The organism is Rhodanobacter glycinis, from assembly GCF_006438785.1.
Taxonomy (GTDB): domain Bacteria; phylum Pseudomonadota; class Gammaproteobacteria; order Xanthomonadales; family Rhodanobacteraceae; genus Rhodanobacter; species Rhodanobacter glycinis_A.
In genome coordinates this window covers 460483-486040 of sequence record NZ_RCZB01000003.1, presented here as the reverse complement: position 1 = coordinate 486040, position 25558 = coordinate 460483, and the positions used below count along the sequence as shown (strand labels likewise).

18 protein-coding genes and 1 tRNA gene are annotated in these 25558 nt (G+C 65.5%); 12 read left to right on the top strand and 7 right to left on the bottom strand.

The window, feature by feature from the left end; translation table 11 throughout:
- Positions 1–203 precede the first annotated feature (203 nt).
- From EAH75_RS12735 to EAH75_RS12725, 3 genes are read right to left on the bottom strand one after another with little or no spacing between them, the layout of a single operon-like run.
- Positions 204–965 carry a LytR/AlgR family response regulator transcription factor gene (locus EAH75_RS12735; protein ID WP_140805666.1) on the bottom strand — a complete coding sequence of 254 codons (762 nt, stop codon included), beginning with the start codon at positions 963–965 and terminating at the stop codon, positions 204–206.
- Entirely contained in the window at positions 962–2101 is a 1140-nt protein-coding gene (locus EAH75_RS12730) for a sensor histidine kinase (protein WP_140805664.1), read from the bottom strand. The genes EAH75_RS12735 and EAH75_RS12730 overlap by 4 nt, the downstream gene beginning before the upstream one ends.
- A complete protein-coding gene (locus EAH75_RS12725) occupies positions 2098–4119 on the bottom strand; it encodes a bifunctional 2',3'-cyclic-nucleotide 2'-phosphodiesterase/3'-nucleotidase (RefSeq protein WP_140805662.1) in 2022 nt (673 codons plus the stop codon). The genes EAH75_RS12730 and EAH75_RS12725 overlap by 4 nt, the downstream gene beginning before the upstream one ends.
- A gap of 191 nt (positions 4120–4310) precedes the next feature.
- Here EAH75_RS12725 and EAH75_RS12720 point away from each other — a divergent pair, with 191 nt between their 5' ends.
- A complete protein-coding gene (locus tag EAH75_RS12720) occupies positions 4311–6023 on the top strand; it encodes an LTA synthase family protein (protein ID WP_241668939.1) in 1713 nt (570 codons plus the stop codon).
- Between the two features lie 227 nt (positions 6024–6250).
- Positions 6251–6502, top strand: coding sequence for a hypothetical protein (locus EAH75_RS12715; protein WP_140648726.1), 252 nt, complete (start codon positions 6251–6253; stop codon positions 6500–6502).
- 25 nt (positions 6503–6527) lie between these two features.
- On the opposite strand, the gene EAH75_RS12710 is transcribed toward EAH75_RS12715, so the two are convergent.
- On the bottom strand, positions 6528–8528 hold the full coding sequence (locus EAH75_RS12710) for an alkaline phosphatase family protein (protein ID WP_140805660.1): 2001 nt from the start codon (positions 8526–8528) through the stop codon (positions 6528–6530).
- 197 nt (positions 8529–8725) lie between these two features.
- Here EAH75_RS12710 and EAH75_RS12705 point away from each other — a divergent pair, with 197 nt between their 5' ends.
- The 7 genes from EAH75_RS12705 (at position 8726) to EAH75_RS12675 (ending at position 18524) form a co-directional block, all read left to right on the top strand.
- The gene (locus EAH75_RS12705) at positions 8726–9790 is read left to right on the top strand and encodes a glycerophosphodiester phosphodiesterase (RefSeq protein ID WP_241668938.1); all 1065 of its coding nucleotides are present in this window, start codon (positions 8726–8728) and stop codon (positions 9788–9790) included.
- A 97-nt stretch (positions 9791–9887) separates the two neighbouring features.
- Positions 9888–11306 (top strand): alkaline phosphatase family protein, encoded by a 1419-nt coding sequence (locus EAH75_RS12700; RefSeq protein ID WP_140805656.1) that lies wholly within the window; start codon positions 9888–9890, stop codon positions 11304–11306.
- A gap of 127 nt (positions 11307–11433) precedes the next feature.
- Positions 11434–13722, top strand: coding sequence for a TonB-dependent receptor (locus tag EAH75_RS12695; protein ID WP_140805654.1), 2289 nt, complete (start codon positions 11434–11436; stop codon positions 13720–13722).
- Positions 13723–13802: 80 nt separating this feature from the next.
- Positions 13803–14564, top strand: coding sequence for a lysoplasmalogenase (locus tag EAH75_RS12690; RefSeq protein WP_140805652.1), 762 nt, complete (start codon positions 13803–13805; stop codon positions 14562–14564).
- Complete coding sequence (locus tag EAH75_RS12685; protein WP_140805650.1) at positions 14561–15823, top strand: sterol desaturase family protein; 1263 nt, start codon at positions 14561–14563, stop codon at positions 15821–15823. The genes EAH75_RS12690 and EAH75_RS12685 overlap by 4 nt, the downstream gene beginning before the upstream one ends.
- A gap of 117 nt (positions 15824–15940) precedes the next feature.
- The gene (locus EAH75_RS12680; protein ID WP_140805648.1) at positions 15941–17464 is read left to right on the top strand and encodes an amino acid permease; all 1524 of its coding nucleotides are present in this window, start codon (positions 15941–15943) and stop codon (positions 17462–17464) included.
- 58 nt (positions 17465–17522) lie between these two features.
- A complete protein-coding gene (locus EAH75_RS12675; protein WP_161596301.1) occupies positions 17523–18524 on the top strand; it encodes a DUF3667 domain-containing protein in 1002 nt (333 codons plus the stop codon).
- On the opposite strand, the gene EAH75_RS12670 is transcribed toward EAH75_RS12675, so the two are convergent.
- A complete protein-coding gene (locus EAH75_RS12670; RefSeq protein ID WP_140805644.1) occupies positions 18506–19597 on the bottom strand; it encodes a GGDEF domain-containing protein in 1092 nt (363 codons plus the stop codon). The two genes, EAH75_RS12675 and EAH75_RS12670, sit on opposite strands and share 19 nt — an antisense overlap.
- 313 nt (positions 19598–19910) lie before the next feature.
- Here EAH75_RS12670 and EAH75_RS12665 point away from each other — a divergent pair, with 313 nt between their 5' ends.
- Entirely contained in the window at positions 19911–21809 is a 1899-nt protein-coding gene (locus EAH75_RS12665; protein ID WP_140805642.1) for a M61 family metallopeptidase, read from the top strand.
- A gap of 167 nt (positions 21810–21976) precedes the next feature.
- Positions 21977–22053, top strand: a tRNA-Arg gene (locus EAH75_RS12660).
- A 169-nt stretch (positions 22054–22222) separates the two neighbouring features.
- On the opposite strand, the gene EAH75_RS12655 is transcribed toward EAH75_RS12660, so the two are convergent.
- Both EAH75_RS12655 and EAH75_RS12650 read right to left on the bottom strand, forming a co-directional pair.
- Entirely contained in the window at positions 22223–23113 is an 891-nt protein-coding gene (locus tag EAH75_RS12655; protein ID WP_140805640.1) for a hypothetical protein, read from the bottom strand.
- A gap of 184 nt (positions 23114–23297) precedes the next feature.
- Entirely contained in the window at positions 23298–24296 is a 999-nt protein-coding gene (locus EAH75_RS12650) for a hypothetical protein (RefSeq protein ID WP_140805638.1), read from the bottom strand.
- A gap of 84 nt (positions 24297–24380) precedes the next feature.
- On the opposite strand from EAH75_RS12650, the gene EAH75_RS12645 reads away from it, so the two are divergent.
- A protein-coding gene (locus EAH75_RS12645) for an IS3 family transposase (protein WP_140805636.1) occupies positions 24381–25533 on the top strand; the annotation gives its coding sequence in 2 pieces (ribosomal slippage) (positions 24381–24622 and positions 24621–25533; 1155 coding nt in all).
- Positions 25534–25558: the final 25 nt, after the last annotated feature.

The following is a 25558-nucleotide window of genomic DNA, read 5'->3' as shown; positions in this document are numbered from 1 at the left end:
GCAACTCCTGAAGGCGGAAACGGCCACGATCGGATACGGCGTGGAGCGTGGCGGCGGGGCAGGCGGCGATCGCCCGACTTGCCCCGACTATAAGGTTGGCTTGCCGCGCTGCGGCTGTGCGATGCGTCGAACCGGTAGATCGATGCGATGAACCGTGCATGGCCGATGCGGAAGCCGTGTCAACGGCAGCCCGTCACGGCAGGCTATCCGGCAAGTGCCGCGCGCAGGGCGTCGCCATAGGTGCGGCTGGCGCGTAGCGGGGTGCCATCGCGCAGTCGCAGCAGACTGTCGCGGTTGGACAGTACTTCCATTTCCGCGATGCGATCCACTCGCACGATGGTCGAGCGGTGGATACGCATGAACTGAGCCGGGTCGAGCCGGTGTGCCAGCTGGTGCAGCCGTTCGCGCAGCAGGTGCACCTTGCCGCCGACGTGCAGCCCGGCGTAGTCACCCATCGCTTCGATCCAGTCGACGTCGGCAGCGGCGATGAAGGCGACGCGGTGGCCGATGCGGACGGCAAAGCGCGACGCGTGGCTTGGGGTATTTCCCTGCGTCGCCAGCAACGCTTGCAGGCCCGATGAAAGGTCGCGGTCACGGCGCGTGGCCAGCGTCTCGCGGGCCCGATCTAGCGCCTCGGCAAAGCGTTCGTCGTCGATCGGCTTGAGCAGGTAGTCCAGCGCATGCACCTCGAAGGCGCGCAAGGCGAACTGGTCGTAGGCGGTAAGGAAGATCGTCATCGGCCGTTCGCGCGGCGACAGCAGTCCGAGTGCTTCCAGTCCGCCCATGCCCGGCATCTGCACGTCCATGAAGACCAGATCCGGCGTTGTGTCGACGATGGCGGAAAGCGCCGTTTCGCCGTCGCCGGCTTCGCCGATCACCTGCATGTCGGTGTGGGCAGACAGGCGTTGGGTGACGCCGCGGCGGGCCAGCGGCTCATCATCGACCACCAGCACCCGAACGGTCATGCCGACGCCGCCGGCGGTTCGATCGGCGCTGCCGACATGCGGCGAAACGGCAGATCGATGCGCACCTGGCAGCTGCCGTCGCCGGCCAGTGTCAACTCGAACGCATGGTCGTTCGCGTACAGGTGCTGCAACCGTTCGCGCACATTGCGCAAGCCGATTGCTGCCGAACCGGTGGGACTGGACGATGAGTCGGTCGGTGCGGCGATCAAGCCGTCATTGCGCAAATGGATTTGCAGACGTTCCGCAGTGCGATTCACTTGGATATCCAGACGACCCCCATCGCGACGTGGCGCGATGCCGTGGCGGATGGCGTTTTCCACCAGCGGCTGCAGCAGCAGGCAGGGCACTGCGGCCCGCAAGGTATCGGGACCTACCTGCAAACCGATCGCCAGCCGCTCGCCGAGCCGGGCTTTCTCGATGTCGAGGTAGTGCTCGGTGAGCGAGAGTTCGTCGGCCAGTGCAACTTCATGGCCGCCATCGCCTTCGAGAGTGGCACGCAAAAAATCACCGAGGCGCGCGATCATTCGTGTGGCGTCCTGGGTGCGCCGCTCCACCACCAGGGTCGAGATCGCGTTGAGCGTGTTGAACAGGAAATGCGGCTGCAGCTGATAGCGCAGCGCGCGCAGTTCGGCATCGCGCGCCAGCCCGGCGGCGGCCATCGCGCGCAAGCGTTCCTCCTGCGTGGAGATGTAGTAGCCGATCACCATGTAAACCGCACACAGCGCGATCAGCACGAACCAGACGATGTCCATGCTGGCGAAGACAAAGCTCCAGCGGAACGCGCCGTGCAGGGCGCCGACATGACTGCCGAGCTGGGTGGCCAGACCAACGATGCCTGCGGTGCTGACGAAGGCCAGCAAGAAGGAGAGGGGCAGCAACGCGGCGACGCAGCGGCGCCACGATGTGCGGCGTCGCCACAGGGTGCGCTGCACGAGGCAGAGCGGGATGGAGGGCAGCAGGCAGGTGATCAGCAGCATCGCGTGCTGGGCCAGCTGGTTCGGGTCGCCCAGCACGGTCGCCGCGGCGACGACGGTACCCAGCACGATCGGCGCCCAGCCGATCAGCATCGTCAGCCAGAATGACGGCAGCCGCCGCGCGACAGTCATCGGCAGGCTCGGCTCGCGCAGGTGGCTCACCGCGATAGATCGATCGCGTAAGTCGCCGTGCCGTCGCCGTGATCCTTCAACTGGCGGATGTTGTCGAGGCCGGCATCATGGGCCACACCCTGCTTGCCGCTGGCGCCGGTGAACACCACCGGGCCGCGGGTCTTCAGCGGCGCGAATTGCCATGAGGTGGGTTCGAGATTCTTGATGCCGATGGTCTTCTGGCGCTCCAGCCATTGCACCAGGATCTCGCGGGTGCCGTCGGGGGCGGCGAGCACGATGTTGTTGCCGTCGAGGCCGGGGAAGTGGCCGCCGCCGCTGGCGCGGTAGTTGTTGGTGACGACGATGAAGGGTTGATCCGGAGTGACCGGCTTGCCCTGCCAGGTCAGCGTGGTGATGCGCTGGCCGACCGCCTTCGACACGTCGATGACGTAGTGGATGCCGCCCTGGATCTGGTCGAAGTTGTAGCCGGTGTAGTGGCTGTTGATCAGCGCCTGTTCGCCGGCCTTGGCCGGATCGATGCGGTTGAAGCGCTGCGCGGATTTCTCCAGCCACGCCTTGAGGCCGGCGCCGTCGGTTTTCACGGCGGACAGCGTGTTCGGATAGAAGTACAGGTCGGCGGCACTGCGCAGGGTGAGCGGGCCGGCGGCCACGTCGGTGTAGTCGTCGGGGCCGCCGAAGCCGGTGCGGAACGCGGCGGCGGCGGACAGCACCGGCACGTCGGCCAGTTCCGGACGCAGCCGCGGCAGTTCGGTGCGCACGTAGTCGGCCTGCGCCGCATTGATCGGCGCCAGCGCGGTCATGTTGCCCTCGTCGGCGAAGTAGCTGCTCATGCGCAACGTGCTGCTGCCGATCGGCGTGTTGACGTAGGTGATCGCGGCCTCGTGCGCCTGCTGCACCAGCGGCGCGATGGCGGGATCGGCCGGCACGCAGGCCAGCTTCTTCGCCACAGCGTCGGCCGATCCGCGCGGGCAGATCGGGCGCACCTCGCTGTGCGTATTGTCGAGGTCGACCACCCAGCGACCCTGCTGACGATTCAGCACCAGCTGGATCACGCCAAGATCCCGGCCGAAGAAGCCGCCCATCACGGCCGGCACGTTGCGCACGAAGCCACGGTGCGCGTCGACGTCCTTCATGCCGGCATAGTGCGGGCCGGGGAATTCGGTATGCGAGTGGCCCAGCAGCAGCGCGTCGATGCCGGGCACGCCAGCCAGGTACCAGCCGGCGTTTTCCATCTGCGGGGTGTACGGCGAGGTGTCGAGGCCGCCGTGCAGGATCGCCACGATCAGGTCGGGATGCTGCGCCTGCAGCTCCGGCAGGTATTTGTGCGCGGCTTCGACAACGCCGCTGACGCTTACCTTGCCGGCCAGGTTCTGCTTGTCCCAATCCATGATCGGCGGCGGGGTGAAGCCGATGATGCCGACTCGCAGCGGTACGCGGATCCTGCTGCCGTCCTCGGTATACGCCTCGATGGTCTTGCTGACGATCGTCCACGGTTTGAAGATCGGGGCGCCATCGCGCGCGCTGTAGACGTTGGCCAGCACCAGCGGGAAGTGCGGGCCCGCACAGTGATCGGTATGGCCGCCGTCCACGTTCATCGGCGTGCCGGTGACCTGCGACAGGAAGCGCAGGCCGTAGTTGAATTCATGGTTGCCGGCGGTGCCGCCGTCGTAGCCCATCGCATCCATCGCGCGGTAGATCGCCAGCTCCTGGTCGCAGCCCACCGGCTTCACCAGCGCCTGGTAGTCGGCCAGCACGCTGCCCTGGATGGTGTCGCCACTGTCGAACAGGAGAGTGTTGGGGAACTCCGCGCGAGCGCGGCGGATCAGCGTGGCGGTGCGTTCGTAGCCGAGCGAGTCGTCCGGCTTGAGCTTGTAGTAGTCGTAGCTCAGCACGTTGGCGTGCACGTCGGTGGTTTCCAGGATCGCCACCTTCGCGCGAGCGCCGTCCGGTGTCTTGCCGGTCTGCCAGGGCAGCGCGACACAGCCGGCAAGCAGGGCGATGGCGAGGGCGACGAGCGGGGTGGCGAACGGGGTCAGGCGAGGCGACATGGCGATTCCGTGGGGCGTACAGGTTCAGACGGCGAAAACTAGCAGATCGGGGCGATCGTTTGCGCCCGGCCTGCGGCGGCAATCCCCAACGCCAGTGGAACGGCGTGGCGGTAGATCCTGTCTGCTGCAGGCGCAAGACCGTAAGATGGCGTTTCAGTGACATCGGGTCCTACAGGGGGACTTTTCCCATCATGCGTCGACTGTCTTCTTGCCTTACCCGGGTCCATGTGGTGTCGCTGTGCGCGGTGATTTTCTTCGCCGGCTGCATCCTGCTCACGGCATGGCAGGAGCCGTTCCTGGTGCAGCGGGTCTTCATTGCAGGACTGATGCTGTGCACGTTCGGCGCGCTGCTGTTCCTGTTTGCCCGGTTTGCCACGGCGCTGCTGGTCGGCGGCGCGCTGTTTGTGGCGCTGAAGTTCATTTCGGTGCTGAAGCTGCGTTATCTCGATTCGCAGCTGATGCCGTCGGATTTCATCTATTACGTGCGCACCAGCCTGGTCGACACCTTGCGGCACTATCCGCATCTGTACACGCTGGGTATCGGGCTGTGCGTGATCCTGCCGCCGCTGTTGTGGCTGGTATGGCGCTGGGACTGGCGCGTGCTGGGCAGGCTGCAGCCGCGGGTTGCCGCCGGCGTGCGCATCGGCGGCATCGCGCTGAGTGCGCTGGCGTTCTGGCTGTGCATGATGCCCACCGGTCTGTTCGCGCAAGTGCATTCGCGCAACGTGTGGGAGAAGTTGTCCGACGATGCGCAATTGACGAATTTCTTCGTCAACTTTCGCGATTCGGATGTGCAGCTGCCGGCGATGACCAGCGATGCCGTCGCCGAGCAGGCGTGGGGCGCCACCGCGGCGGGTACGCCGGGTGTTGCGCATGCGTCGTACCCGGACATCGTGCAGGTGCTGGAGGAGAGCACGTTCGACCCGTCGATCTACACGGCCTGCAACGTGCCGCAATGCCGGGTGAAAATGTTCCAGCCGGATGCGCGCACCCGTGCGCACGGCGTGCTGCGCGTCCACACGTTTGGCGGCGGCACCTGGGTCAGCGAGTTCGCCGCGCTGACCGGCATGCCGCAGGATATCTTCGGCCCCGGCGGCATGTATGCGCCGTATGTGCTGGCGCCGAAAGTGCACGACGCGCTGGCGCTGCAGCTACGCCGTCTCGGCTATCAGACGATCGGGATCTATCCCACGGAAGCCAGTTTCATCAACGGCAGCAACGCGTATCAGGCCTATGGTTTCGACCACCTGTACGGCGCCAGAGAGCTGGGGCTGGAAGAGTGGGAGGAGAGCGACGCGCAGATGTTCGCGGCGGCCAAGCGCCTTTACGACAAGCTGAAGAAGCCGGGCCAGCCGGTATTCGTGATGATCCTGACGCTGAACCAGCACGGCCCGCACGATGACGACCCGATGTCGGAGTTGCGCGCGCCGTACCGCAACCTGTTGCGCGGACTGTCGCCCGGCGCGGCGCTGAACTTCGATACCTACCTGTCGCGCCTGCACGATTCCGACGTGGCCATGCGCGGGCTGGAACACGATTTCCTCGATCGCCCGGAGCCGACCGTGCTGATGCACTTCGGTGATCACCAGCCATCGTTCGGCGGACAGATCCGCAAGCTGCAGCGCAGGCTGCCGGTAGCGCTGCAGTCGTACCACGACTACCTCACCTACTACATGTTGAAGAGCAACTTCGTCGGCGCCCCGATACCGAACTATCCGATGCTGGATATCGCGTTCCTGCCGAGCATGGTGCTGCAGGCGGCCGGCGTGCCGACCGACCCGTACTTCTCCGCGGCGACCGAGTTGCGCACGCGCTGCAACGGCCTGTACGACGACTGTGCCGTGCCGGGCCTGCTGGAGTCTTACCACGCCTGGACGATCGGCCGGCTGCACGTATACCAGTGAGTCACCCTGGCTGAGCCGAATGGGTCAGGCGCGGGCCACTTTCTGACCCGGGCGGTCACGCCGCGATGGTTTTCGCCCGGCTTCACATGGCCCGGCCGGGCAGTTGTCCTGGGCGCGCTGGTCTCGGGTGCGAACACCCGCACCGCATGCGCGGCGGCTCGCCTGAGGGCGGCTCTCCGTGTTCATGTTGTCGGCGTGCTGGCAGGCGTCTTGCTTTGCATTGCAGCATGAGCCACCGCAAACCCGCCCCTCCCGCAAGCGTTGCCCCCGCGTCGCAAGACCATCCGCCAGCGCTTGACGACGCAGCGCGCGAGCAGCACATGCGCGAGTTGGGGCTGTCCAGCGAAACCCGACGCTTCCTGCACGAACTTCACGTGGCCGAGAAGCAGCTCAACGACGCCTTCGACGTGGGCCACCAGGGCGGCGAACTGGAACAGCGGATTATCCGGGTCTATCGCGAAATGTACGGGGCCGGCTGAGCCGCCCCGCGCCGCCGCGTGCGGCTCAGTGCCGTTCCGCGGCGGCCTGGTCGAAGTAGGTCCACTGCCGGCCGCCGCTGCCGAGCCGCTTGAGTTGCACGGTGAAGTCGTAGCGGGTGGCACGCAACGGACTGCCGTCGATGCGCTGCATGCTCAGGCCGGTGGCCGGCTGCTTCGGCCGCAGCGCGGCGTGGGTGAGCCGGTAGGCGCTGAGCGGGCGGGCCAGCTGGCCGGCCAGCGCCTCGTGCAGCACGCGGCCTTGCGCCGTGGGCAAGGCCAGCCCCAGCACGGCCGCGAGGGTGGGCGCCAGGTCGACGTTGCCGCTGGGCAGCGGATCGGAAAAGCCGCGGCGGAAGTCGGGGCCGGCCGCGAGCAGGGTGTTGTGCACGTCGATCGGGCTGAAGCTGCCGTGCTGGCCGCGCTCGGTGCTGGTGGTGCCGTATTCGGTGCCGCGGAAGCCCTGGATCACCGCGTGCGCATCCCAGGCGTAGCTGATGATGATGTCCGGCCCGCGCGCGGCATTTTCCAGATGCACGTCCTCGGCCGGCAGCGTGCCGGGCAGGTCGCCGTAGCGGCGCGCCACGAAGATCGCGCCCACGTATTCGCGCGACTGCAGGAAGCGCACGGTGCGCTTCACCAGTGCCGCATCGTGCTCGGGCTGGTACAGGTAATCGGTGCCGTCGTTGGGCGCCAGCACCAGCGAGCCCTTCGGCAATTCGTCGGGCAGCGTGTAGCTTGGCGTGGTGTACGGGCCGGGCTTGCCGCAGAGGCTGCCGTCGTCGTCGTAGCGGGTCGGCTGCAACTGGCTGCCGTCCTGGCGCAGGCCGCTCATCACCGGCGCGTAGTTGCAGCCCTGGCCGTCGAATGCGCGAAAGCCGGCGCGGGTGAGCTGGTCGGCCAGCCGCACGCTGCCGGAAACCGAATAGCCCCACGCGTTGTCGACGCCGCCCACGCGGCCGTCGTTGATCGTGCGCAGCGGGAACAGGTCGCGCGCGCCGGCCACGTTGCTGTGGCCGTGGTCGGACACCACGATCAGGTCGGTGTCGCCGGCCATGCCCAGTTCGCGCAGCTTCGCCTCGAGCTTGCCCAGCAGCGCGTCCTGCGCCTGCAGCGCCAGGTGGAATTCGGGCGAGCCCACGCCGTACTGGTGCTGGGTGGTGTCCGGATTGCGCAGCCACACCACGCTGACATCGGGCCGATGCTTCGGCAGTACCTCGTCCAGGTACACCTGCATCATCCACGCGTTGGCCGGCCCCGGCGTGGTCTCGACCGCGGCGCTGGCGTCGGAGGTGACGCCGTCCCTGAGCGTGACCAGTTTGCCCGCCGCGGTGGGCGCGCCGTTGTCGTCGGCCAGCTGCAGCTGATCGGGTGCATAGGTGTGCACGGTATTGGCCGGCAGCGGGTAGCCGGCCTGTTGCAGCTCCCTGGCGAACGCCAGCGGCAGCGCGGTGTTCTCGTCCAGCAACACGTTGCGGCCGCCGGCGTCGGGCAGCTTGTAGTCCTGCAGGAAGGCCGGGCCGGACTTGCCGATCACCGCGGTGGTGAGGCCGGCCTGGTGCGCCGTGGCGAGCAGGGTCGGCACCTGCAGCAGGGCGCCGTCCTCGTGCGCGTCGAGGTCGCGCAGTACCGCGTAATCCTCGGTGTAGATCGGGTTCTGGAAATCGGCCGCCGCGCCCTTCGCGTTGAGGCCGCTGCCGCCGGGCGCGTAGAAGCTGTTGCCGTAGAAGCCGATCGGACCGGGGAACGCGCCGGTGGCGAAGCTCGATGCGTTCGCCATGGTGAAGGTGGGATAGGTCGAATGGTTGTCGCGGAAGTCCACGCCGCGCCGCGCCAGCGCCAGCAGGTTCGGCGTGTCCTCGGCGCTGATCGCGTCCGGCCGCATGCCGTCCCACACGAACACGATCACCCGGTGCGGCCGGGCGGCCGGCGCGGCTGCTGCCGCTTGGGCGGCCGGCGGCGCGCCCAGCAAGGCGAGCGCGAGGGCGAACGGATACGACAGCAGGTGGCGGCGGAACGTAACGGTCATGGCATGGCCCGGAAGGAAGCAGACCCGGCATGGTGCGCGACGGATGTTGCAGTTTGCGGTCGCCACGGCGGTGCGTGTCGCGGCGTTGTCAACGAACGTACATGCGCGCGCCGCATGCTGGGCGTTCAGCCTGCCCCGGAGTCTGCACCATGTTGCGCCTATGCTGGATTCCTCTGTTCGCCATCGGAACCCTGGGCATGTCCGCCCCCGTGCACGCCGCTGAAAAACCGCTGGCCGCCCGCGTGCTGGTGATCGGCCATCGCGGCGCCAGCGCGCTGCGGCCGGAGCACACGCTGGCCTCCTATGCACGGGCGATCGCCGACGGCGCCGACTTCATCGAGCCGGATCTGGTGATGACCAGGGACGGGGTGATGGTGGTGCGCCACGAGAACGAGATCGGCGGCACCACCGACGTGTCCAGCCATCCGGAATTCGCCGACCGCAAGACCCGCAGGATCGTGGACGGCCAGTCCGAGAGCGGCTGGTTCACCGAGGATTTCACGCTGGCCGAACTGAAGACGCTGCGTGCCCGCGAGCGCCTGCCCGAACTGCGTGGCACCCGCTACGACGGCCAGTTCCAGATCCTCACGCTGGACGAGGTGATCGATTTCGTGGCGGCCGAGTCGGCCACGCTGGGGCGGCCGATCGGGATCATCCCGGAGATCAAGCACGGCACGTATTTCCAGCGCATCCAGCGGCCGATGGAGGACGCCCTGCTGGCCACGCTGGCCGCGCATGCCTATACGCGTACCGCGCCGGTGGAGATCCAGTCGTTCGAGATCGCCAACCTCAAGTACCTGCACGACAAGCTGGGCGGCGCGCAGGCCCGTCAGCGGCACCCGAACATCCGCCTGCTGCAGCTGCTCGACGAGCCGCAGCTGCAGCCGTACGACGTGGTCGCCGCGAGCGGCACGCTCACCTACGCGCAAATGATGACGCCGGCTGGCCTGCGCCGGATCGCACGCTATGCCGACGCGATCGGGCCGGACTACCACGCGATCATCCCGTATCGCGCCGACGGCACGCTGGGCCGGCCCACCGCGCTGGTGCACGATGCCCACGCGGCGGGACTGCAGGTGCATCCGTACACGTTCCGTCCGGAGAACACGTTCCTGGCCAGGGATTTCTGGCACGGCAGCGATCCGCACACGTTCAACGCGGACGGCGCGGTGGCCGAGATGCGCGTCTACCTCGACGCCGGTATCGATGCGTTCTTCACCGACGATCCGGCGCTGGGTCGCCGCGCTGTCGACGCGCGCTGAGCGGGGCGCGCGCCGCACAAACGAAGGCTGGCTGTCACAAGCCTGCAGCGCGGGTCGCCGAGCATGCGCGCACCCTTCATCTGTCCAGGATCCACGCATGCGTCACTTTCTGCCCGCCCTGCTGCTGGGCGTCGTCGCGCTGTTCGGCGCCACCGGCAGCATCGCCCGCCCGGTGCTGCTGATCTCGATCGACGGCCTGCGTCCGGCTGACGTGATCGACGCGCAGCAGCGCGGCCTGAAGCTGCCGAACTTGCAGGCGTTCCTCACCCGCGGCAGCTATGCCAGCGATGTGCGCGGCGTGTTGCCCACGCTGACCTATCCGGCGCACACCACCCTGATCACCGGCGTGGCGCCGGCGCTGCATGGCATCAGCAACAACCTCACCTTCGATCCGACCAACAAGAACCAGCTCGGCTGGGACTGGTACGCCAGCGACATCCGCGTGCCCACGCTGTGGGACGCGGCACATGCGGCGGGCCTGACCACCGCCAACGTGCACTGGCCGGTGAGCGTGGGCGCGCCGGTGGACTGGAACCTGCCGCAGATCTGGCGCACCGGCACGCCGGACGACCGCAAGCTGCTGGCGGCGCTGGCCACGCCGGGCCTGCTGCCCGCGCTGGAAAAAGACCTTGGCCCCTACGCCGACGGCATCAACGAGGCGCTGGACGGCGACCAGAACCGCGCCCGCTTCGCGGTGAAACTGCTGCAGCTGCACCGGCCGCAGTTCATGACCGTCTACTTCGCGGCGCTGGACGACAAGGAGCACGCCACCGGGCCGGGCACGCCGGCGGCCAACCAGGTGCTGGAAGGCATCGATGCGCTGGTCGGCGAGCTGGTGGCCGCGGCGCAGCGGGTGCATCCGGACGGCGTGGTGGCGGTGGTGTCCGACCACGGTTTCGCACCGGTGCGGCAGGACGTGAACCTGTATGCGCCCTTCATCCAGGCCGGCCTGGTCAGCGTGAAGGACGGCGCGGTGAGCGGCTGGCAGGCCATGCCATGGAACGCCGGCGGCAGCGCGGCGATCGTGCTGAAGGATCCGGCGGACGTCGCCGTGAAAGCGCGGGTGGCCGCGCTGCTGGCGCGGCTGCAGGCCGATCCCGCCTACGGCATCGAACGCGTGCTCGATCATCCGCAGCTGGTGGCGCACGGTGCCACCGCGAAAGCGAGCTGGTTCGTGCTGTTCAAGCCCGGCCATGAAATGGGCATCAAGCCGGATGCGCCGATGCCCGCGCCGGGCCATTACCTCGGCATGCACGGCTACGATCCGGCGCTGCCGGCGATGCGCTCGACCTTCCTGATCGCCGGCGCGGGCGTGCCGGCCGGCAGGGATCTCGGCTCGATCGACATGCGCGACATCGCACCAACCCTGGCGGCACTGCTTGGCGTGTCGCTGCCGCAGGCGCAGGGCATGGCGTTGGCGGGCGTGACGCAGGCGACGGCTTCGCAGGCCGTCGCGGGTCGGCTGTCACGCAAATCCCATATGGACGTCCATACGGCCAGTGACACGCGGCTGTAAGAAGGGCTTCATGCAAGCCGGCCATGCTGGCATCGATCGGCGCGGCGACTCCGCTGCCGATCTCTCTCCTCCCCCACGATGTCGTGGCCTTCCGCGCAGGCGGTGGTCGCGCGAAGGATGTACACGCATGTCCGTACGCACGTTCTCTCTCCGCAGGACCGGTCTGGCGCTGGCGCTGCTTGCCGCACTGCATGGCACCGCCGCCGCCGCGGTCGATGCCGCGGCCCCCGCCCCCGCCGATGCCGCGGCGGTTACCACGAAAACGCTGGAGTCGGTCTCGGTGATCGGCCAGGGCGAATCGCGCCAGGTGCAGCGCATCACCAGCGAGGACGTGAAGATCCTGCCGCCGGGCACCAGTCCGCTGAAGGTGCTGCAGAGCAAGCCTGGCGTGCATTTCGAGTCGGCCGACCCGTTCGGCAACTACGAATGGTCGACCCGCATCAGCCTGCGCGGCTTCAACCAGAACCGGCTGGGCTTCACGCTCGACGGCATCCCGCTGGGCGACATGAGCTACGGCAACCAGAATGGCCTGCACATCAGCCGCGCGCTGATCGCCGAGAACCTCGGCGGTGCCGAACTGGCCGAGGGCATCGGCGCGCTGGGCACGCCCTCGACCAGCGATCTGGGCGGCACGATCCAGTTCTATTCGTCCGATCCGGCGTCCGAGTTCGGCGTCACCGTGGCGCAGGGCTTCGGCAGCGACAGCGCGCGGCGCACCTATGCGCGACTGGACACCGGCGATCACGACGGCTTCGCGATGTACCTGTCCGGTGCCTACAGCAGCACCGACAAGTGGAAGGGGCATGGCGCGCAGAAGCAGAAGCAGTTCAACGGCAAGGCCATCTACAACTTCGGCGACAGCAGCGTCGGTGCGCTGCTGACCACCTCCAGTCGTGACGAGACCGACTACCAGGATCTGTCGCTGTCGCTGCAGAAGCGGCTGGGCTGGAACTGGGACAACTACTCGCCGGACTGGAACCGCGCGGTGAACGCCGCCAAGGGCATCTACAGCGGCGGCGTGACCACGCTGGACGACGCCTACTACGATGCCCGCGGCCTGCGCGACGACACCGTGGCCAGCGTCTTCGGCGATTTCGCGCTGTCCGACGACCTGCGCCTGAAGGCCACCACCTACTACCACAACGATCGCGGCCAGGGTCACTGGTTCACGCCGTACCAGGCGTCGTATCCGGGCACGCCGCAGGAGACCCCGATCTCGATCCGCACCACCGAGTACGGCATCGACCGCGGTGGCGTCACCGCGGCGCTCAACTGGAACATCGGCATCCATCACCTGGAAGGCGGTTTCTGGTACGAGGACAGCAATCACAACGTGCAGCGCAACTACTACTTCATCACGGGCCCGCTGGACGACACCTTCTTCCTGCGCAACCCGAACCTGCGGCTGTTTCACCAGCACTACGAAACGACGACACGGCAGCTCTACCTGCAGGACAGCTTCAAGCTGCTCGACGACCGGCTCGCCGTCGACGTGGGCTTCAAGTCGCCGGACAGCAAGGTCACCGCCCGCGCCATGCCCGGTACGCTCAGCTACGGCACCACCGGCAGCTACGCCAATGGCTCGCTCACGGCGAAGAAGAATTTCCTGCCGCAGGTGGGCGCCAGCTACCAGCTCGGCGGCGGCAATGAGCTGTTCGGCTCGTACGCGAAAAACATCGCCGCCTACCAGGCCGGCATCACCGGCCCGCTGGCCACCACCCAGGCCGCGTTCGACCTGTTCGGGCGGCAGCTCAAGCCGGAGCAGTCGCGCACGTTCGAAGGCGGCCTGCGCCGTGTCACCGACAGCTACCAGGCTTCGCTGGCGCTGTACGACGTGAAGTTCGACAACCGCCTGCTGGTGATCGCGCAGTGCTCGGGCATCGTCGGCTGCCCGTCGGCGTATGCGAACGTGGGTTCGGTCAGCAGCCGCGGCGCCGAGCTGGCGGTGAACGTGAAGCTGTCGCCCACGCTGCACTGGTCCAACTCGCTGTCGTACAACCGCTCGCGCTACTACTCCGACTACCTCAACGGCACCACGCTGGTGGCGACCAAGGGCAAGACCGTGGTCGACAGTCCCAAGCAGCTGTTCTTCTCCGAGCTGGCGTGGACGCCGGGCGCGTGGGATCTGCGGATATCGGCGAACTACACCGGCAAGCGCTACTACACCTACACCAATGACGCGTCGGTGCCGTCGTTCTGGGTGGTCAACGCCGCAGCCGCCTACGACTTCGGCAAGCTCGGCGGCTCGGTGCAGGATCTGCGGCTGGCGCTCAACGTCAGCAACCTGCTCGACAAACGCTACTTCGCCACCATCGGCTCGAACGGCTTCACCGCCAGCGATCCGACCGGCGGCTTCCAGACCCTGCTGCCCGGCTCGCCACGGGCGGCGATGCTGACGGCCACGCTGAAGTTCTGAGCGGCTCCGCGACCGGGCCCGCGCCACGCGACATGACGCGGGCTTGGCTATGATCGGTCGGTACCCCGCCGGCCGTCCGCATGGTTGCCATACGTTCTCGCATCACCCGCCGCGCCGGCGCCGGCCGGCTCACGCTGGCGATCGTGGCGGCTGCGGCCATGGCGATCGCCGGCGGACTGGTCGTCGCGCACGATCCGGCCAGCCCGTGGCGCTGGCTGCACTGGGCGTGCAAACCGCTGGCCACGATCCTGATCCTGGCGGTGGCCTGGCGCAGCCGCTGGCCGGTGTCGCGGCGCTACCGGCGCTGGATCCTGGCCGGCATCGCCTGCTCGCTGTTCGGCGACGTATTCCTGATGTTGCCCGGCGACCTGTTCGTGCCGGGTCTGCTGGCGTTCCTGCTCGGCCACCTGTGTTTCATCGCGGCGTTGCTGAGTGACAGCCGCTTCGGTGCGCGGCCACGGCTGTTGCTGGCCAGCCTCGGCTACGGCGCGGTCAATCTGGCCCTGCTGTGGGATTCGATCGGCGCGCCGCTGCGTATGCCGGTGATCGTGTACGTGCTGGTATTGGCGTGCATGGGCGGGCAGGCGCTGGCGCGCGCGCGGGTGTTTGCGCAGCGTGGCGATGCGCAGTTGGCCAGTGCGCGGCGAGCTGCGGTGGGTGCGATGCTGTTCATGCTCAGCGACAGCCTGCTGGCGTGGAACCGCTTCCACGCCGCGATTCCGTGGTCGGGCCTGTGGGTGCTGTCGACGTATTATCTGGCGCTGTGGTGGATCGCGCATTCGGTGCAGCGCGACCGCATACTGAGTAAGGCAGGAACGATCGAGGCAGGTGCATTTCAGTGAATACGCAGGAACTCATCATCACCTGGGCCACGCCGGTGTTCTTCCTGTTGATCGGAATCGAACTGCTGGTGGCAAAACTGCGCGGCCGGCGCGCGTATGCCAGCGGCGACGCGGTCAGCAGCATCGGGCTGGGCGTGATCTCGCAGATCGTGGGCGTGTTCAGCAAGCTGCTGACGCTGGGCATCTATGCCTGGTGCGTGCAGCACCTGGCACTGTTCACGCTGCCGGCGGACAGCCTGTGGGTATGGGCCGGCGCGTTGCTGATGTACGACTTCTGCTACTACTGGCTGCACCGCTGCGGACACGAGGTGAACATCCTGTGGGCCGCCCATGTGGTGCATCACCAGAGCGAGCACTACAACCTCTCCACTGCACTGCGCCAGACCGGCAGCGGCGTGTTGCTGGGCTGGCTGTTCTACCTGCCGATGGCGCTGCTGGGCGTGCCGCTGAAGGTGTTCGTGGTGGTGGCGCTGATCGACCTGCTGTACCAGTTCTGGGTGCACACCGAGCAGATCGGCCGGCTCGGCTGGTTCGACCGTGTGTTCTGCTCGCCGTCCAACCATCGCGCGCATCACGCGGTGAACGATCGCTACCTCGACCGCAACTACGGCGGCATCCTGATCGTGTGGGACCGCTTGTTCGGCAGCTTCGTCGAGGAAGACGACAACGACCCGCCGGTGTACGGCACGCGCGCGCCGCTGCGCAGCTGGAATCCGCTGTGGGCGAATGCGGAGGTGTACTGGCACACGGCGATCGATGCGTGGCATGCGCAGCGCTGGCGCGACAAGCTGCTGGTGTGGTTGAAGCCGCCGGGCTGGCGGCCAGCCGATGTGGCGGCGCGCTTCCCGAAACCGGCGTTCGCGATGCCCTGCGCGCGTTTCGATCCGCCGCTGTCCTCGGCCGTGAAGTTCTACGTGCTGCTGCAGTTTGCCCTGCTGCTGGCGATGGCCACGCAGTTCCTGGGCATGGCCGGCACGGCGAGCCTGCCGACCTTGCTGGCCTATGCGGCCTATCTGGTGGCCGGCCTGTGCGTGCTCGGTGCGCTGATGGAAGGGCGGCACTGGGCGTGGTGGGTGGAAAGCCTGCGCGCGCTGGCGACCGCACTGGTGCCGTTGCTGAGCAGCCAATGGTTCGGCATCAGCCATCTGGACGGCCATATCGCGCTGGCCATGACGGCGGTCTTCGGCCTGAGTGCGCTGGCGTTGCCGTGGCTGCACCAGTCATCGCGATTCACGGGACTAGCTTCGGCCGCGAACTGAAGGGCATCGCGGCTGAAGCCGCTCCCACAACAGATCCGGATGTGCCCGTGTTGCACCGCGCTGTGTGTGCCTGCGCGCATTCGCTATGATCGCCGCTGGTTTCCTTGGGGTCAGGCAATGGGTTTCTTCAGCAAGCTGGTGCGCCACAAGACGATCGAGCAGTTGCAGGCAGAGGTGGGTTCGCGTGGCGATTTCCGCCGTGTGCTGGGCCTGTGGCAACTCACCGCGATCGGCATCGGCGGCATCATCGGCGTCGGCATCTTCGTGCTGGCCGGCCAGCAGGCGGCGACCAATGCCGGCCCGGCGGTGGCGCTGAGCTTCATCATCGCCGGCTTCGGCAGCGCCTGCGCGGCACTGTGCTACGCCGAGTTCGCCGGGCTGATCCCGGTCACCGGCAGCGCCTATACCTACGGCTACGCGGTGCTCGGCGAATTCGTCGCCTGGATCATCGGCTGGGACCTGCTGCTGGAATACGCACTGGTAGTCGCGGTGGTGGCGATCGGCTGGTCCGGCTATGTGCAGGTGCTGTTGAACTCCGCCGGCGTGCATCTGCCGGAGTGGGCGCAGCAGAGCATGAGCGCGCAGACCATGCAGTATTACCTGCAGCAGGTCTTCGGTGCGCATGGCGCGCAGGCGATCGCCGGGCCCAGCGACGGCCATCGCTTCAACGTGATCGCCGCAGCCGTATCGGTCGCGGTCGCCGTGTTGCTGACCGTGCGCACCGAATGGGGCGCGCGCTTCAACACGATGGTGGTGGCAATCAAGGTGATCGGCGTGCTGCTGGTGGTGGGCGTGGGCGTGTTCTACATCGACACGGCTAACTGGCATCCGTTCATTCCTGCGCGGGTGGTCGATGTAACGACCGGACTGGGCCATTTCGGCTGGCAGGGCGTGCTGACCGGCGCCAGCGTGGTGTTCTTCGCGGTGTTCGGCTATGACACGCTGACCACGGCCGCGGAGGAGTCGAAACATCCGCAACGCGACCTGCCGCGCGCGGTGCTGCTGTCGCTGGCGATCGCGATGGTGCTGTACATCGCGGTGTCGCTGGTGCTCACCGGCATCGTGCCGTACGGCACGCTCGGCGGCGAGGCTTCGGTATCCGATGCGTTCGAGTCGATCGGGCTGCACTGGCTCAGCATCATCATCGCGGCGGCCGCAGTGATCGGCGTCACCAGCGTGCTGTTCGCCTTCATGTTGGGTGCGGCGCGAATCTGGTTTGCGCTGGCGCGCGACGGCCTGCTGCCGGGCTGGTTCGCCAAGGTCAGCCCGCGCTTCGGCACGCCGGCGCGGCCGACCATCATCCTTGGACTGTTCACGGCACTGATCGCCGGGCTGCTGCCGATCGGCGAGGTCGCCGAGCTGGTCAACATTGGCACGCTCAGCGCCTTCATCATCATCTGCGGCTCGATCATGCTGCTGCGCGTGCGCCGGCCCGACCTGCAGCGCAACTTCCGCACGCCGGCGGTGTGGTTCACTGCGCCGCTCGGCATCGTGTTCTCCGCCGTGCTGATCTATGGATTGCCATGGATCACCTACGAGCGCTTCATCATCTGGATGGCGCTGGGTTGCGTGATCTATTTCGCCTACGGCATCCGGCATAGCAAGATGGCGGGACAGACTCGGCGCAGCGCGGGTTCGTGATGTCCGGCGCGGCGGAATGGCAGTAGGACGGAGGCAGGAAATGCATGAGCCAGCCGGTTTGCCCGACGAGCCGCTGCCGGTTTGCGTGAACTGCGGCGCGCCGCTGGCGGGTGCTTTTTGCGCGCAATGCGGCGAGCGGCGATTGCAGCCGGGCGAGCACACGCTGGGGCACATCGTGGCGGAGTGGTTCGAGGCGTTCTCTCACGGCGAGGGCCGGTTGCTGGCCTCGCTGCGCATGCTCATGTCGAAGCCGGGCGAGTTGACCTGCGAATATTTCCGCGGCCGCCGGGTGCCGTATGCGCGGCCCGTCGCGCTGTTCTTCGCGGTGAACCTGCTTTTCTTCGTGCTTGGCACCGTGCGAACGTTCACCACGCCGCTGTATTTTCAAATGAACACGCAGCCGCTGGCGCAGACGAAGCAGGCGCTGGTGCTGAAAAAGGCGCTGGGCGAGAAGGCTTCGGCGACGGATCGCGTCGAGACGATGGGGGACTACTCGGCGTTGTACGAGTCGTTGAAGGCAGAGGTTGATGCAGGTCGTCCATCCGCCACGGCCGAGGTGGCCAAGCGCGTCGCCACGAGCCGTCATCCGGCGGAGCTGACAGCGTTGCAGCGCTACGAACAGAGCTTCGACGAGCATACCGAAGCGTTGTCACGCGCCCTGCTGGTCGTGCTGGTGCCCATGCTCGCAGGATTTCTGTGGCTCACGCTGGCGCCGTTGCACCGCGGCCTGCCTGAGCTGGCCATCTTCGCCACGCATCTGTGGAGCGGTCTTCTGCTGGTCCTGCTTCTGTTCGGATGGCTGTTGACGGGTGTGGTCCATCTGTCGCGATGGCTCTCGGCAGGCCGTGTGCCCGCGGTGTTTCAGAACGACAATTTCGCGAGCATGGCGATTGGCGCGCTGCTAATGGTCTACGTGTACCGCGCATTGCGGCGATATTTCGAGTTCCCGCGCGCCGGGTGTGCCGTCTTGACCGCCTGGATGCTGGCGGGGCTGTATTTGTCGCTGCAGCTGTATCGCCTCATGTTGTTCTATGTGACGGTTTATGTGATGCACGGCTGAGCGGCGCTGACGATCCGGTCGCGTCCGTCGCGCTTGGCCTGGCGCATGGCCTGATCCGCGCGCGCCAGCAGGGCCTCGATGGTCTCGTCGGCATCGCGGCATTCGGCGATGCCGATGCTGACGGTCAGCGGACCGTCCGGGCGCAGGATCGCGCGCACGGCCAGCCGCAATTTTTCGCCCCGCTGGTCGGCCTGTGGCTGATCGATGCCGGGCAGCAGCAGCGCAAACTCCTCGCCGCCAATACGGCCGATCAAATCGCCCGAGCGCGTTTGTGAACGCAGGACCGCGGCCAGTGCGACGAGCGCCGCATCGCCGGCCGCGTGGCCGTGATCGTCGTTGAGCTGCTTGAAGTGATCGGCATCCAGGTACAGCATGCATCCCGGCTTCTGCTGGCGGCAGATGTCGCCCAGCGCAAGCCGCGCCAGTTCGAGAAAACGGTTGCGCAGCAGCAGGCCGGTGAGGCCATCGGTGCTGGCCTGCTCGCGCAGTTGCCGCTCCAGCCGGAACTGTTCGAACAGCGTGCGTGCCATGAACGCGCGCAGCACCGTCGACAGGGAAATGGCGATCGCCATGTAGACCAGATACTGGAAGATCTGCACGCTGCTGGCGGCGCCGAGCAGCAGCATCGGCAGCGGCCCGAGCGCGCACAGCGCCATGGCAATGGCGAAATCCCAGCGACCGAGCCAAATGACCGACGAGGCTACCGGCAGCAGCAGGCCGGGCATCACCCACGGCTGTCCTGGCAGCCGGCCGATGCTGTTGAGGTTGATGCCGATCTCCAGCAGCAGCACGCACAACAGCGCCAGCCCACTGAGTACTCGCGGGCGCCACACGTGCCTGGCGGCCATGGCCACCAGCAGCAGCGGCAGCAACAGCGTCAGTCGCAGCAACAACGGCACCGGCGAGCTGCGGATCAGCATGCTGGCGATTACCGCCACCCCATACGCCAGCGTTGCCATCAGCATCAGCGCATGGATCATCGGCCCCATCTGCCGCGCCAGATAGTGGCTGTACTCGCGGCGCTGATCGGGGTCGCTGGTGCGCTGTCGGTGCTCGGGAAACAGGACGTGCATGCGGGTCTCGGGGGAATGGGGTGGGAGTCGGTGCCGGCTGCAACCCGGCCGACTTCAACCCGATACGAGCAAGATGGGTGCCATGACCGGGTGCGGCGACCGGATCGAGGTGACGGCAACCTGCGGTCATGACCTTCGGCATGGGTTAAGCGCGGGGCTGCCGGTCTAGCATCGGCCGTCTGGATTCATGTCGCGACAGCATTCGTCGGCATGGATTCCCGGAGTCCGTCTGGTCTTGTTCGATTCGCGCCGCAGGTTTTTCGGTTCGTACGGCAAGGCTTGTGTACCCCAACCTTCCCACACGGAGAACGCATTGAAAGTCACCCGTCTCGCTTCCGCCCTTGCCGCCGCTGCCTTCGGGCTGGCCAGTTTCGCCGCACTCGCTGATGTCCCGGCGCCGCAGGATGTGCCGTATCAGGGCACATTGAAGATCAGCGTGGACGCCACCGATGTGGCGCACCGCATCTTCCGGGTTCACGAAACCGTGCCGGTGGCGGCCGGTCCGCTCACCCTGCTGTATCCGCAATGGCTGCCGGGCAATCACTCGCCGACCGGTCCGATCGACAAGATGGCGGGCCTGGTGGTGAAGGCGAACGGCCAGGTGCTGCCGTGGACGCGCGATCCGCTCAATGTCTACGCCTTCCACCTCGACGTGCCGCAGGGCGCGACCAGCGTGGAGGTGACGTTCCAGTACCTGTCGCCGCAGAACCCGCGCCAGGGTCGCGTGGTGATGACGCCGGAAATGCTCAACCTGCAGTGGAACGCGGTCACCATGTATCCGGCCGGCCACTACGCGCGCCAGATCCATACCGAGGCCAGCGTGAAGCTGCCCGCCGGCTGGCAGGCCGGCACGGCGCTGGAAGTGGCCTCGAAAGACGGCGACACGCTCAATTTCAAGCCGATCAACTACAACGATCTGGTCGACTCGCCGATCTACGCAGGCAAGTATTTCAAGCGCGTGGACCTGGACCCGGGTGCCAAGGCCCCGGTGCACATGGACATCGTGGCCGATGACGCGAAGTACCTGGAGATCAAGCCCGAGCAGATCAAGCTGTTCCAGAACCTGGTGCAGCAGATGTACAAGATGTACGGCGCGCACCACTACGACCACTACGACTTCCTGGTCTCGCTCAGCGACAAGATGAGCGGCAACGGGCTGGAGCATCACCGCTCCAGCGAAGACGGCACCTCGGCCGACTTCTTCACCGAGTGGAAGAAGAATGCGCTGGCGCGCGACCTGTTCTCGCACGAGTTCAATCATTCGTGGGACGGCAAGTACCGCCGTGGCGCCGATCTGGCCACGCCCAACTTCAACGTGCCGATGAGCGACAGCCTGCTGTGGGTGTACGAAGGCCAGACCCAGTTCTGGGGCCAGGTGATGGCCGCGCGCTCGGGCCTGTGGGACACCGAGCAGGCGCACGACATGTGGGCCTTCACCGCCGCCACCTACGACCGGGGCCGCCCCGGCCTGGCCAGCTTCCGCAATGTGCAGGACACCACCAACGACCCGGTGATCGCGCAGCGCGCACCGCTGCCGTATCGCAACTACCAGGCCAGCGAGGACTACTACTCGGCCGGCCAGATGATCTGGCTGGATGTGGACGGCAAGCTGCGCGAGCTGAGTGGCAACAAGAAAAGCATCGACGATTTCGGCAAGGCGTTCTTCGGCATGGAGAACGGCAAGTGGGACGTCAACACCTACGTCTTCGAAGACGTGGTCAAGACGCTCAACGCCATCGCGCCCTATGACTGGGCGAAATACCTGCGCACGCGTCTGGACGGCCATGGCCCGCTGACCGGCGGCATTGCGTCGCACGGCTGGAAGCTGGTCTACACCGACAAGCCGTCCGATGCGGTGAAGGCGATCGAGTCGCGTCGGCATTTCGTCGACCTCACCTATTCGCTCGGCCTTTCGATCGGCAAGGGCGGCGGCATCGGCGACGTGCTGTGGGATGGCCCGGCCTTCAAGGCCGGCATCTCGCCGGGCATGAGCGTGATCGCGGTCAACGGCCGCGACTACTCCGCCGATGCACTGAAGGAAGCCGTCACCGCCTCGGCCAAGGACAAGAGCGTGCCGGTCGAGCTGCTGGTGAAGAACTTCGACCAGTACCAGACCATCCGCATCGACTACCACGACGGCCTGAAGTACCCGCACCTGGTGCGCGACAGCAGCAAGCCGGACACCCTGAGCACCCTGCTCAAGGCGCGTTGAAGCCGCACCTTGCACCCTCTCCCCCGTCGGGGGAGAGGGTGTGGGTGAGGGGCGGGCGCTCGCGCCGGAATGCAAAGGAACGTTCGCCCACCCGCATGCCCGCCCCGCACCATCTCGGCTATACTGTGCTCCCCGCGGTGCCCCCGGCATCGCGCGCGGCCATACATGCGCCCGTAGCTCAGCTGGATAGAGTACCGCCCTCCGAAGGCGGTGGTCGTGGGTTCGAATCCCGCCGGGCGCACCATTTTCTGTACATCCCTGGCGCACCTGTGCGTTTAAGCATAAATTTGCCGTTTTGGCAGATTTATGGTTGAACGTTAAGCATAAATTTGCCGCCTCCGTCTTGGTCCGGCGTGCCAGTCTGGCTCTGGATCGGTGCGAGGTGTACCGAGAGAGCTGGTGGCAATTGGCCACTATCGTCCGGCGGCCTCAACCGGCCGACCCAACAGATACCCATACTTTGGGGCAAAGGATGGGAATGCAGTTCCTGCGCCTTGTTGCTCTAGCTCGGAGACGTCGGAAATTAAGAACTGCCGATCAGCCCATTTTCTGGCAGGGATGCTTTTGCAATGAACGCACTTCCCAATTTCATTGACATTGGTACGACAAGCCGGAGGTTGGCCGTCCCAGGTGTGGCGGAAGACGATCACCTTGTTAACTCTACTTGTCTTATGCAGGAATTCATGAATCTCTTGTTCTATTGCTTGAATCGCGTGTTCACCTAGGTTGTGGCCCTCGTACTCTGAGGCAATCGAAATACCGATTACCCCGGGCCTGTCGACTGGCAGCTGTGATCGGGCTTTCTTCAGGGCGTTCCGGATGGTGTTCGCGTCCTTGAGCGGGCCATTGCGACGAGTCTTTGCCTCAACGGCGATCCATTTGTGATCGACCAACACGTCGAAGTCATAATCTTCCTGCTTGCGGCCGCTCGGCTTTACGAATCGTACGGTGTAGCCATTTTGAACAAATAGCGAAGCGAAATTCAGTTCAAAGAAAGAGGCCTCGATTTCTGCTGTGCGAAACTCTTCAATGCGATCAACAAAGCCATCGCTAGATTGCAGAAGATAAATCATGTGACCGATACGTATCCGCGACACTGCGCGTTCTCGATCTGCGAGATCACCTGGCAGCCCTCGGAGATCCTTGCGTTCAGTAAGATGACGTTCGAAACGATCAAACCAGTCCAGCCCGAGCGCTTCCAAAACGACTATATCTGCCAGTTGAAAAATCGGAATCTCAACACCTCGATTTATGAAAAATTCTTCCCAATATTCGAGTGTTTGCTGCGTTATAGGTATCGTCATACGCCTGGCCAACGAGGATGTTAGGGTTTCCTTGGGCTAAAGAAATGACCGCCATAGAAAGCGGATACTTCGTATATGCGGTTCATTACATCAGCAGAATGCACATGTCCCGTCATGAGGACTTCTACGTGACCACTCGCTTGCCTGATCCGTAGCCGGGAAACCGCTGTAGCGAGGGGGACCTCTAAGGAGCCTTCGGCATCCGGAAGGAATGAAAGGCGGGATCGGACTGCCCGAACTCGAATTCAAGTGTGTCGTCGTCGGCATCTCCACCCGAGACGACTGTTACCTTCGAAATCATCTGCCCGTGCTGAAGATACCTGAGAAAGTGCTCCTGCCAGTTTGCGGGCGGAAGAGGAGCATCGGGAGGGCTTCCGAGAGGTGGAAGGCCGTGGGACGGGATGCCGGCGAGTGTCTCGAGTATCTGTCTGGAAGAAATTTTCATCGTGTTTCCGGATATGGAATAGCCGCCATGAAGGCCGATCAGAAAGCCTTCCTTTTCACACCAATTCACGGCGTTTAGTGCACTGAGGCACGGCTTCGGCATGTTGGTGAGGAAGGCATTTAAGTGGGTTCTAAGCGCAATCTCGTTCCGCCCGGCCATCACGACGCGTGCCCCTGCTCTCCTGGCGTAGAAGTCCGGCACTAGGGAAATCGCACTTTTCTGCATCATAAAATGACGCGTCTCGACCACAGGGAGCAAAAGCACGGCATCGACCGTCGAGGTCCGACGCAGAAAGTCCTCCACGATGGCTCTCGTGCTGAAGTGGCCACCCATCGGAGACTTTTCCTTGAGTGTCTTGCAGTCACCATCGCAGACTATAACGAGGCGGATGCTGTCGGAGGGGGACGCGCGGAGCTGGTTGGCCTTGTCCTTGAGGGCTGACCAAAGCGGGTTTCTGTCGACGGAATATGACACGTCGTAGCTGGGATGGCCCATGCGGAAGAACATCTGCTCTGGGTCGTAGGCCACGGTCAGAACGGCATCCGGTCGCTGGATGTCTATCGAGGCGCTCCTTCCCGGGGCGTTCCTTACGGTTCCCAGGAACGGGACGATTTCTGTGCGGACAAAGTCGGCGATGTCGCTTTTCGCGGGAAGACTGAGGGTCATCTTTGCATCCCGATACTGGCCGATGGTCTTGCCTTGGACCCGGATGTCAAGCCTGTCTGGATTGACGCGCATCTTGCGGGCAGCACGAACAACCGGGTTCTACCCCGTTAACGCGGACACTTCCAAGAAGACCGATCATGGTCAAAAAGGAGTGTCATGTCCAAGCGAAGAAAGTTCAGCGAAGAGTTCAAGCGGGAGGCCGTCGGCCTGACCCGTCAGCCAGGTGCGCAGCTCAGTCAGGTGGACCGCGACATTGGCGTGGGTGCGGGGGTTCTTGGCCGTTGGCGGCGTGAGTTGGAGACCGATAAGGCGAAGGCCTTCGCCGGCTCGGGCGTGCCGCGCGACCAGGAGATGGCGTCGCTCAAGCGCGAGCTGGCCCGGTATAGAAGGAGAGAGATTTTTTGCGCGATGCGGCAGCGTTCTTCGCCAGGGAATCGAGCTGAAGTATCAGACGATCCAACGCTGTCGCGGTCTCTATCCTGTCCAGCTGATGTGTCGATGCCTGAAGGTGTCGACCAGCGGCTTTCATGCCTGGAACAAACGGCCGATGAGCGCCCGAGCCACCGACAACCAGCGTTTGCTGGCCCGGATACGGGAGTTTCATGCCGCCAGCGATGGCGTGATGGGCATGCCGCGCATGCATGAGGATCTGTCCTATGCCGGCGAGACGGCCAGCCGTAATCGTGTCGCCCGGCTGATGGCCAGGGACGGTTTGTTCGGTGTGCCGCAGAAGCGTTCGTGGCAGCGCAAGCGCACGGGTGTACGACCGGATCACGTAAGGAATCACCTGGAACGCGACTTCTCGGCGCTGGAGCCCAACACGAAGTGGGTGACTGACATCACCTACATCCACACTGCCGAAGGGTGGCTGTATTTGTGCACCGTGCTCGACCTGTTCAACCATCAGATCGTCGGATGGTCGATGTCCGATATCCAGGATCGGCATATGGTGATCAAGGCCGTGCTGATGGCTTGCTGGCAGCGTCCTGATCGGGAACCGCTGGTGCTGCATTCGGATCGCGGCACGCAATTTACCAGCGGCGAGTACCAGCGCTTCCTCACTGATCACAACACCCAAAGCAGCATGAGCGCGGTCGGCCACTGTGCGGACAACGCGGCGGCCGAGGGCTTCTTCGGCATGATCAAACGCGAACGTGTCCGTCGCCGCCGCTACCTGACTCTGGCCGAGGCACGGTCCGATGTCTTTGACTACATCGAACGCTTCCACAATCCCCGAATGCAACGCAGAATCGAGGTTCGGGATCGGGCCTTCACGGCCTTAACTCAACTGTCCGTGAAAACGGGGTAGAACCCACCACATCGGACAAGCTTTG

Bases quoted from the DNA above. Each gene is read 5' to 3' on its own strand.
- EAH75_RS12710 (WP_140805660.1), bottom strand. From the start codon at position 8,528: ATGACCGTTACGTTCCGCCGCCACCTGCTGTCGTATCCGTTCGCCCTC.
- EAH75_RS12715 (WP_140648726.1), top strand. From the start codon at position 6,251: ATGAGCCACCGCAAACCCGCCCCTCCCGCAAGCGTTGCCCCCGCGTCG.
- EAH75_RS12720 (WP_241668939.1), top strand. From the start codon at position 4,311: ATGCGTCGACTGTCTTCTTGCCTTACCCGGGTCCATGTGGTGTCGCTG.
- EAH75_RS12735 (WP_140805666.1), bottom strand. From the start codon at position 965: ATGACCGTTCGGGTGCTGGTGGTCGATGATGAGCCGCTGGCCCGCCGC.
- EAH75_RS12655 (WP_140805640.1), bottom strand. From the start codon at position 23,113: ATGACGATACCTATAACGCAGCAAACACTCGAATATTGGGAAGAATTT.
- EAH75_RS12695 (WP_140805654.1), top strand. From the start codon at position 11,434: ATGTCCGTACGCACGTTCTCTCTCCGCAGGACCGGTCTGGCGCTGGCG.
- EAH75_RS12670 (WP_140805644.1), bottom strand. From the start codon at position 19,597: ATGCACGTCCTGTTTCCCGAGCACCGACAGCGCACCAGCGACCCCGAT.
- EAH75_RS12680 (WP_140805648.1), top strand. From the start codon at position 15,941: ATGGGTTTCTTCAGCAAGCTGGTGCGCCACAAGACGATCGAGCAGTTG.
- EAH75_RS12690 (WP_140805652.1), top strand. From the start codon at position 13,803: ATGGTTGCCATACGTTCTCGCATCACCCGCCGCGCCGGCGCCGGCCGG.
- EAH75_RS12705 (WP_241668938.1), top strand. From the start codon at position 8,726: ATGTCCGCCCCCGTGCACGCCGCTGAAAAACCGCTGGCCGCCCGCGTG.
- EAH75_RS12725 (WP_140805662.1), bottom strand. From the start codon at position 4,119: ATGTCGCCTCGCCTGACCCCGTTCGCCACCCCGCTCGTCGCCCTCGCC.
- EAH75_RS12650 (WP_140805638.1), bottom strand. From the start codon at position 24,296: ATGCGCGTCAATCCAGACAGGCTTGACATCCGGGTCCAAGGCAAGACC.
- EAH75_RS12700 (WP_140805656.1), top strand. From the start codon at position 9,888: ATGCGTCACTTTCTGCCCGCCCTGCTGCTGGGCGTCGTCGCGCTGTTC.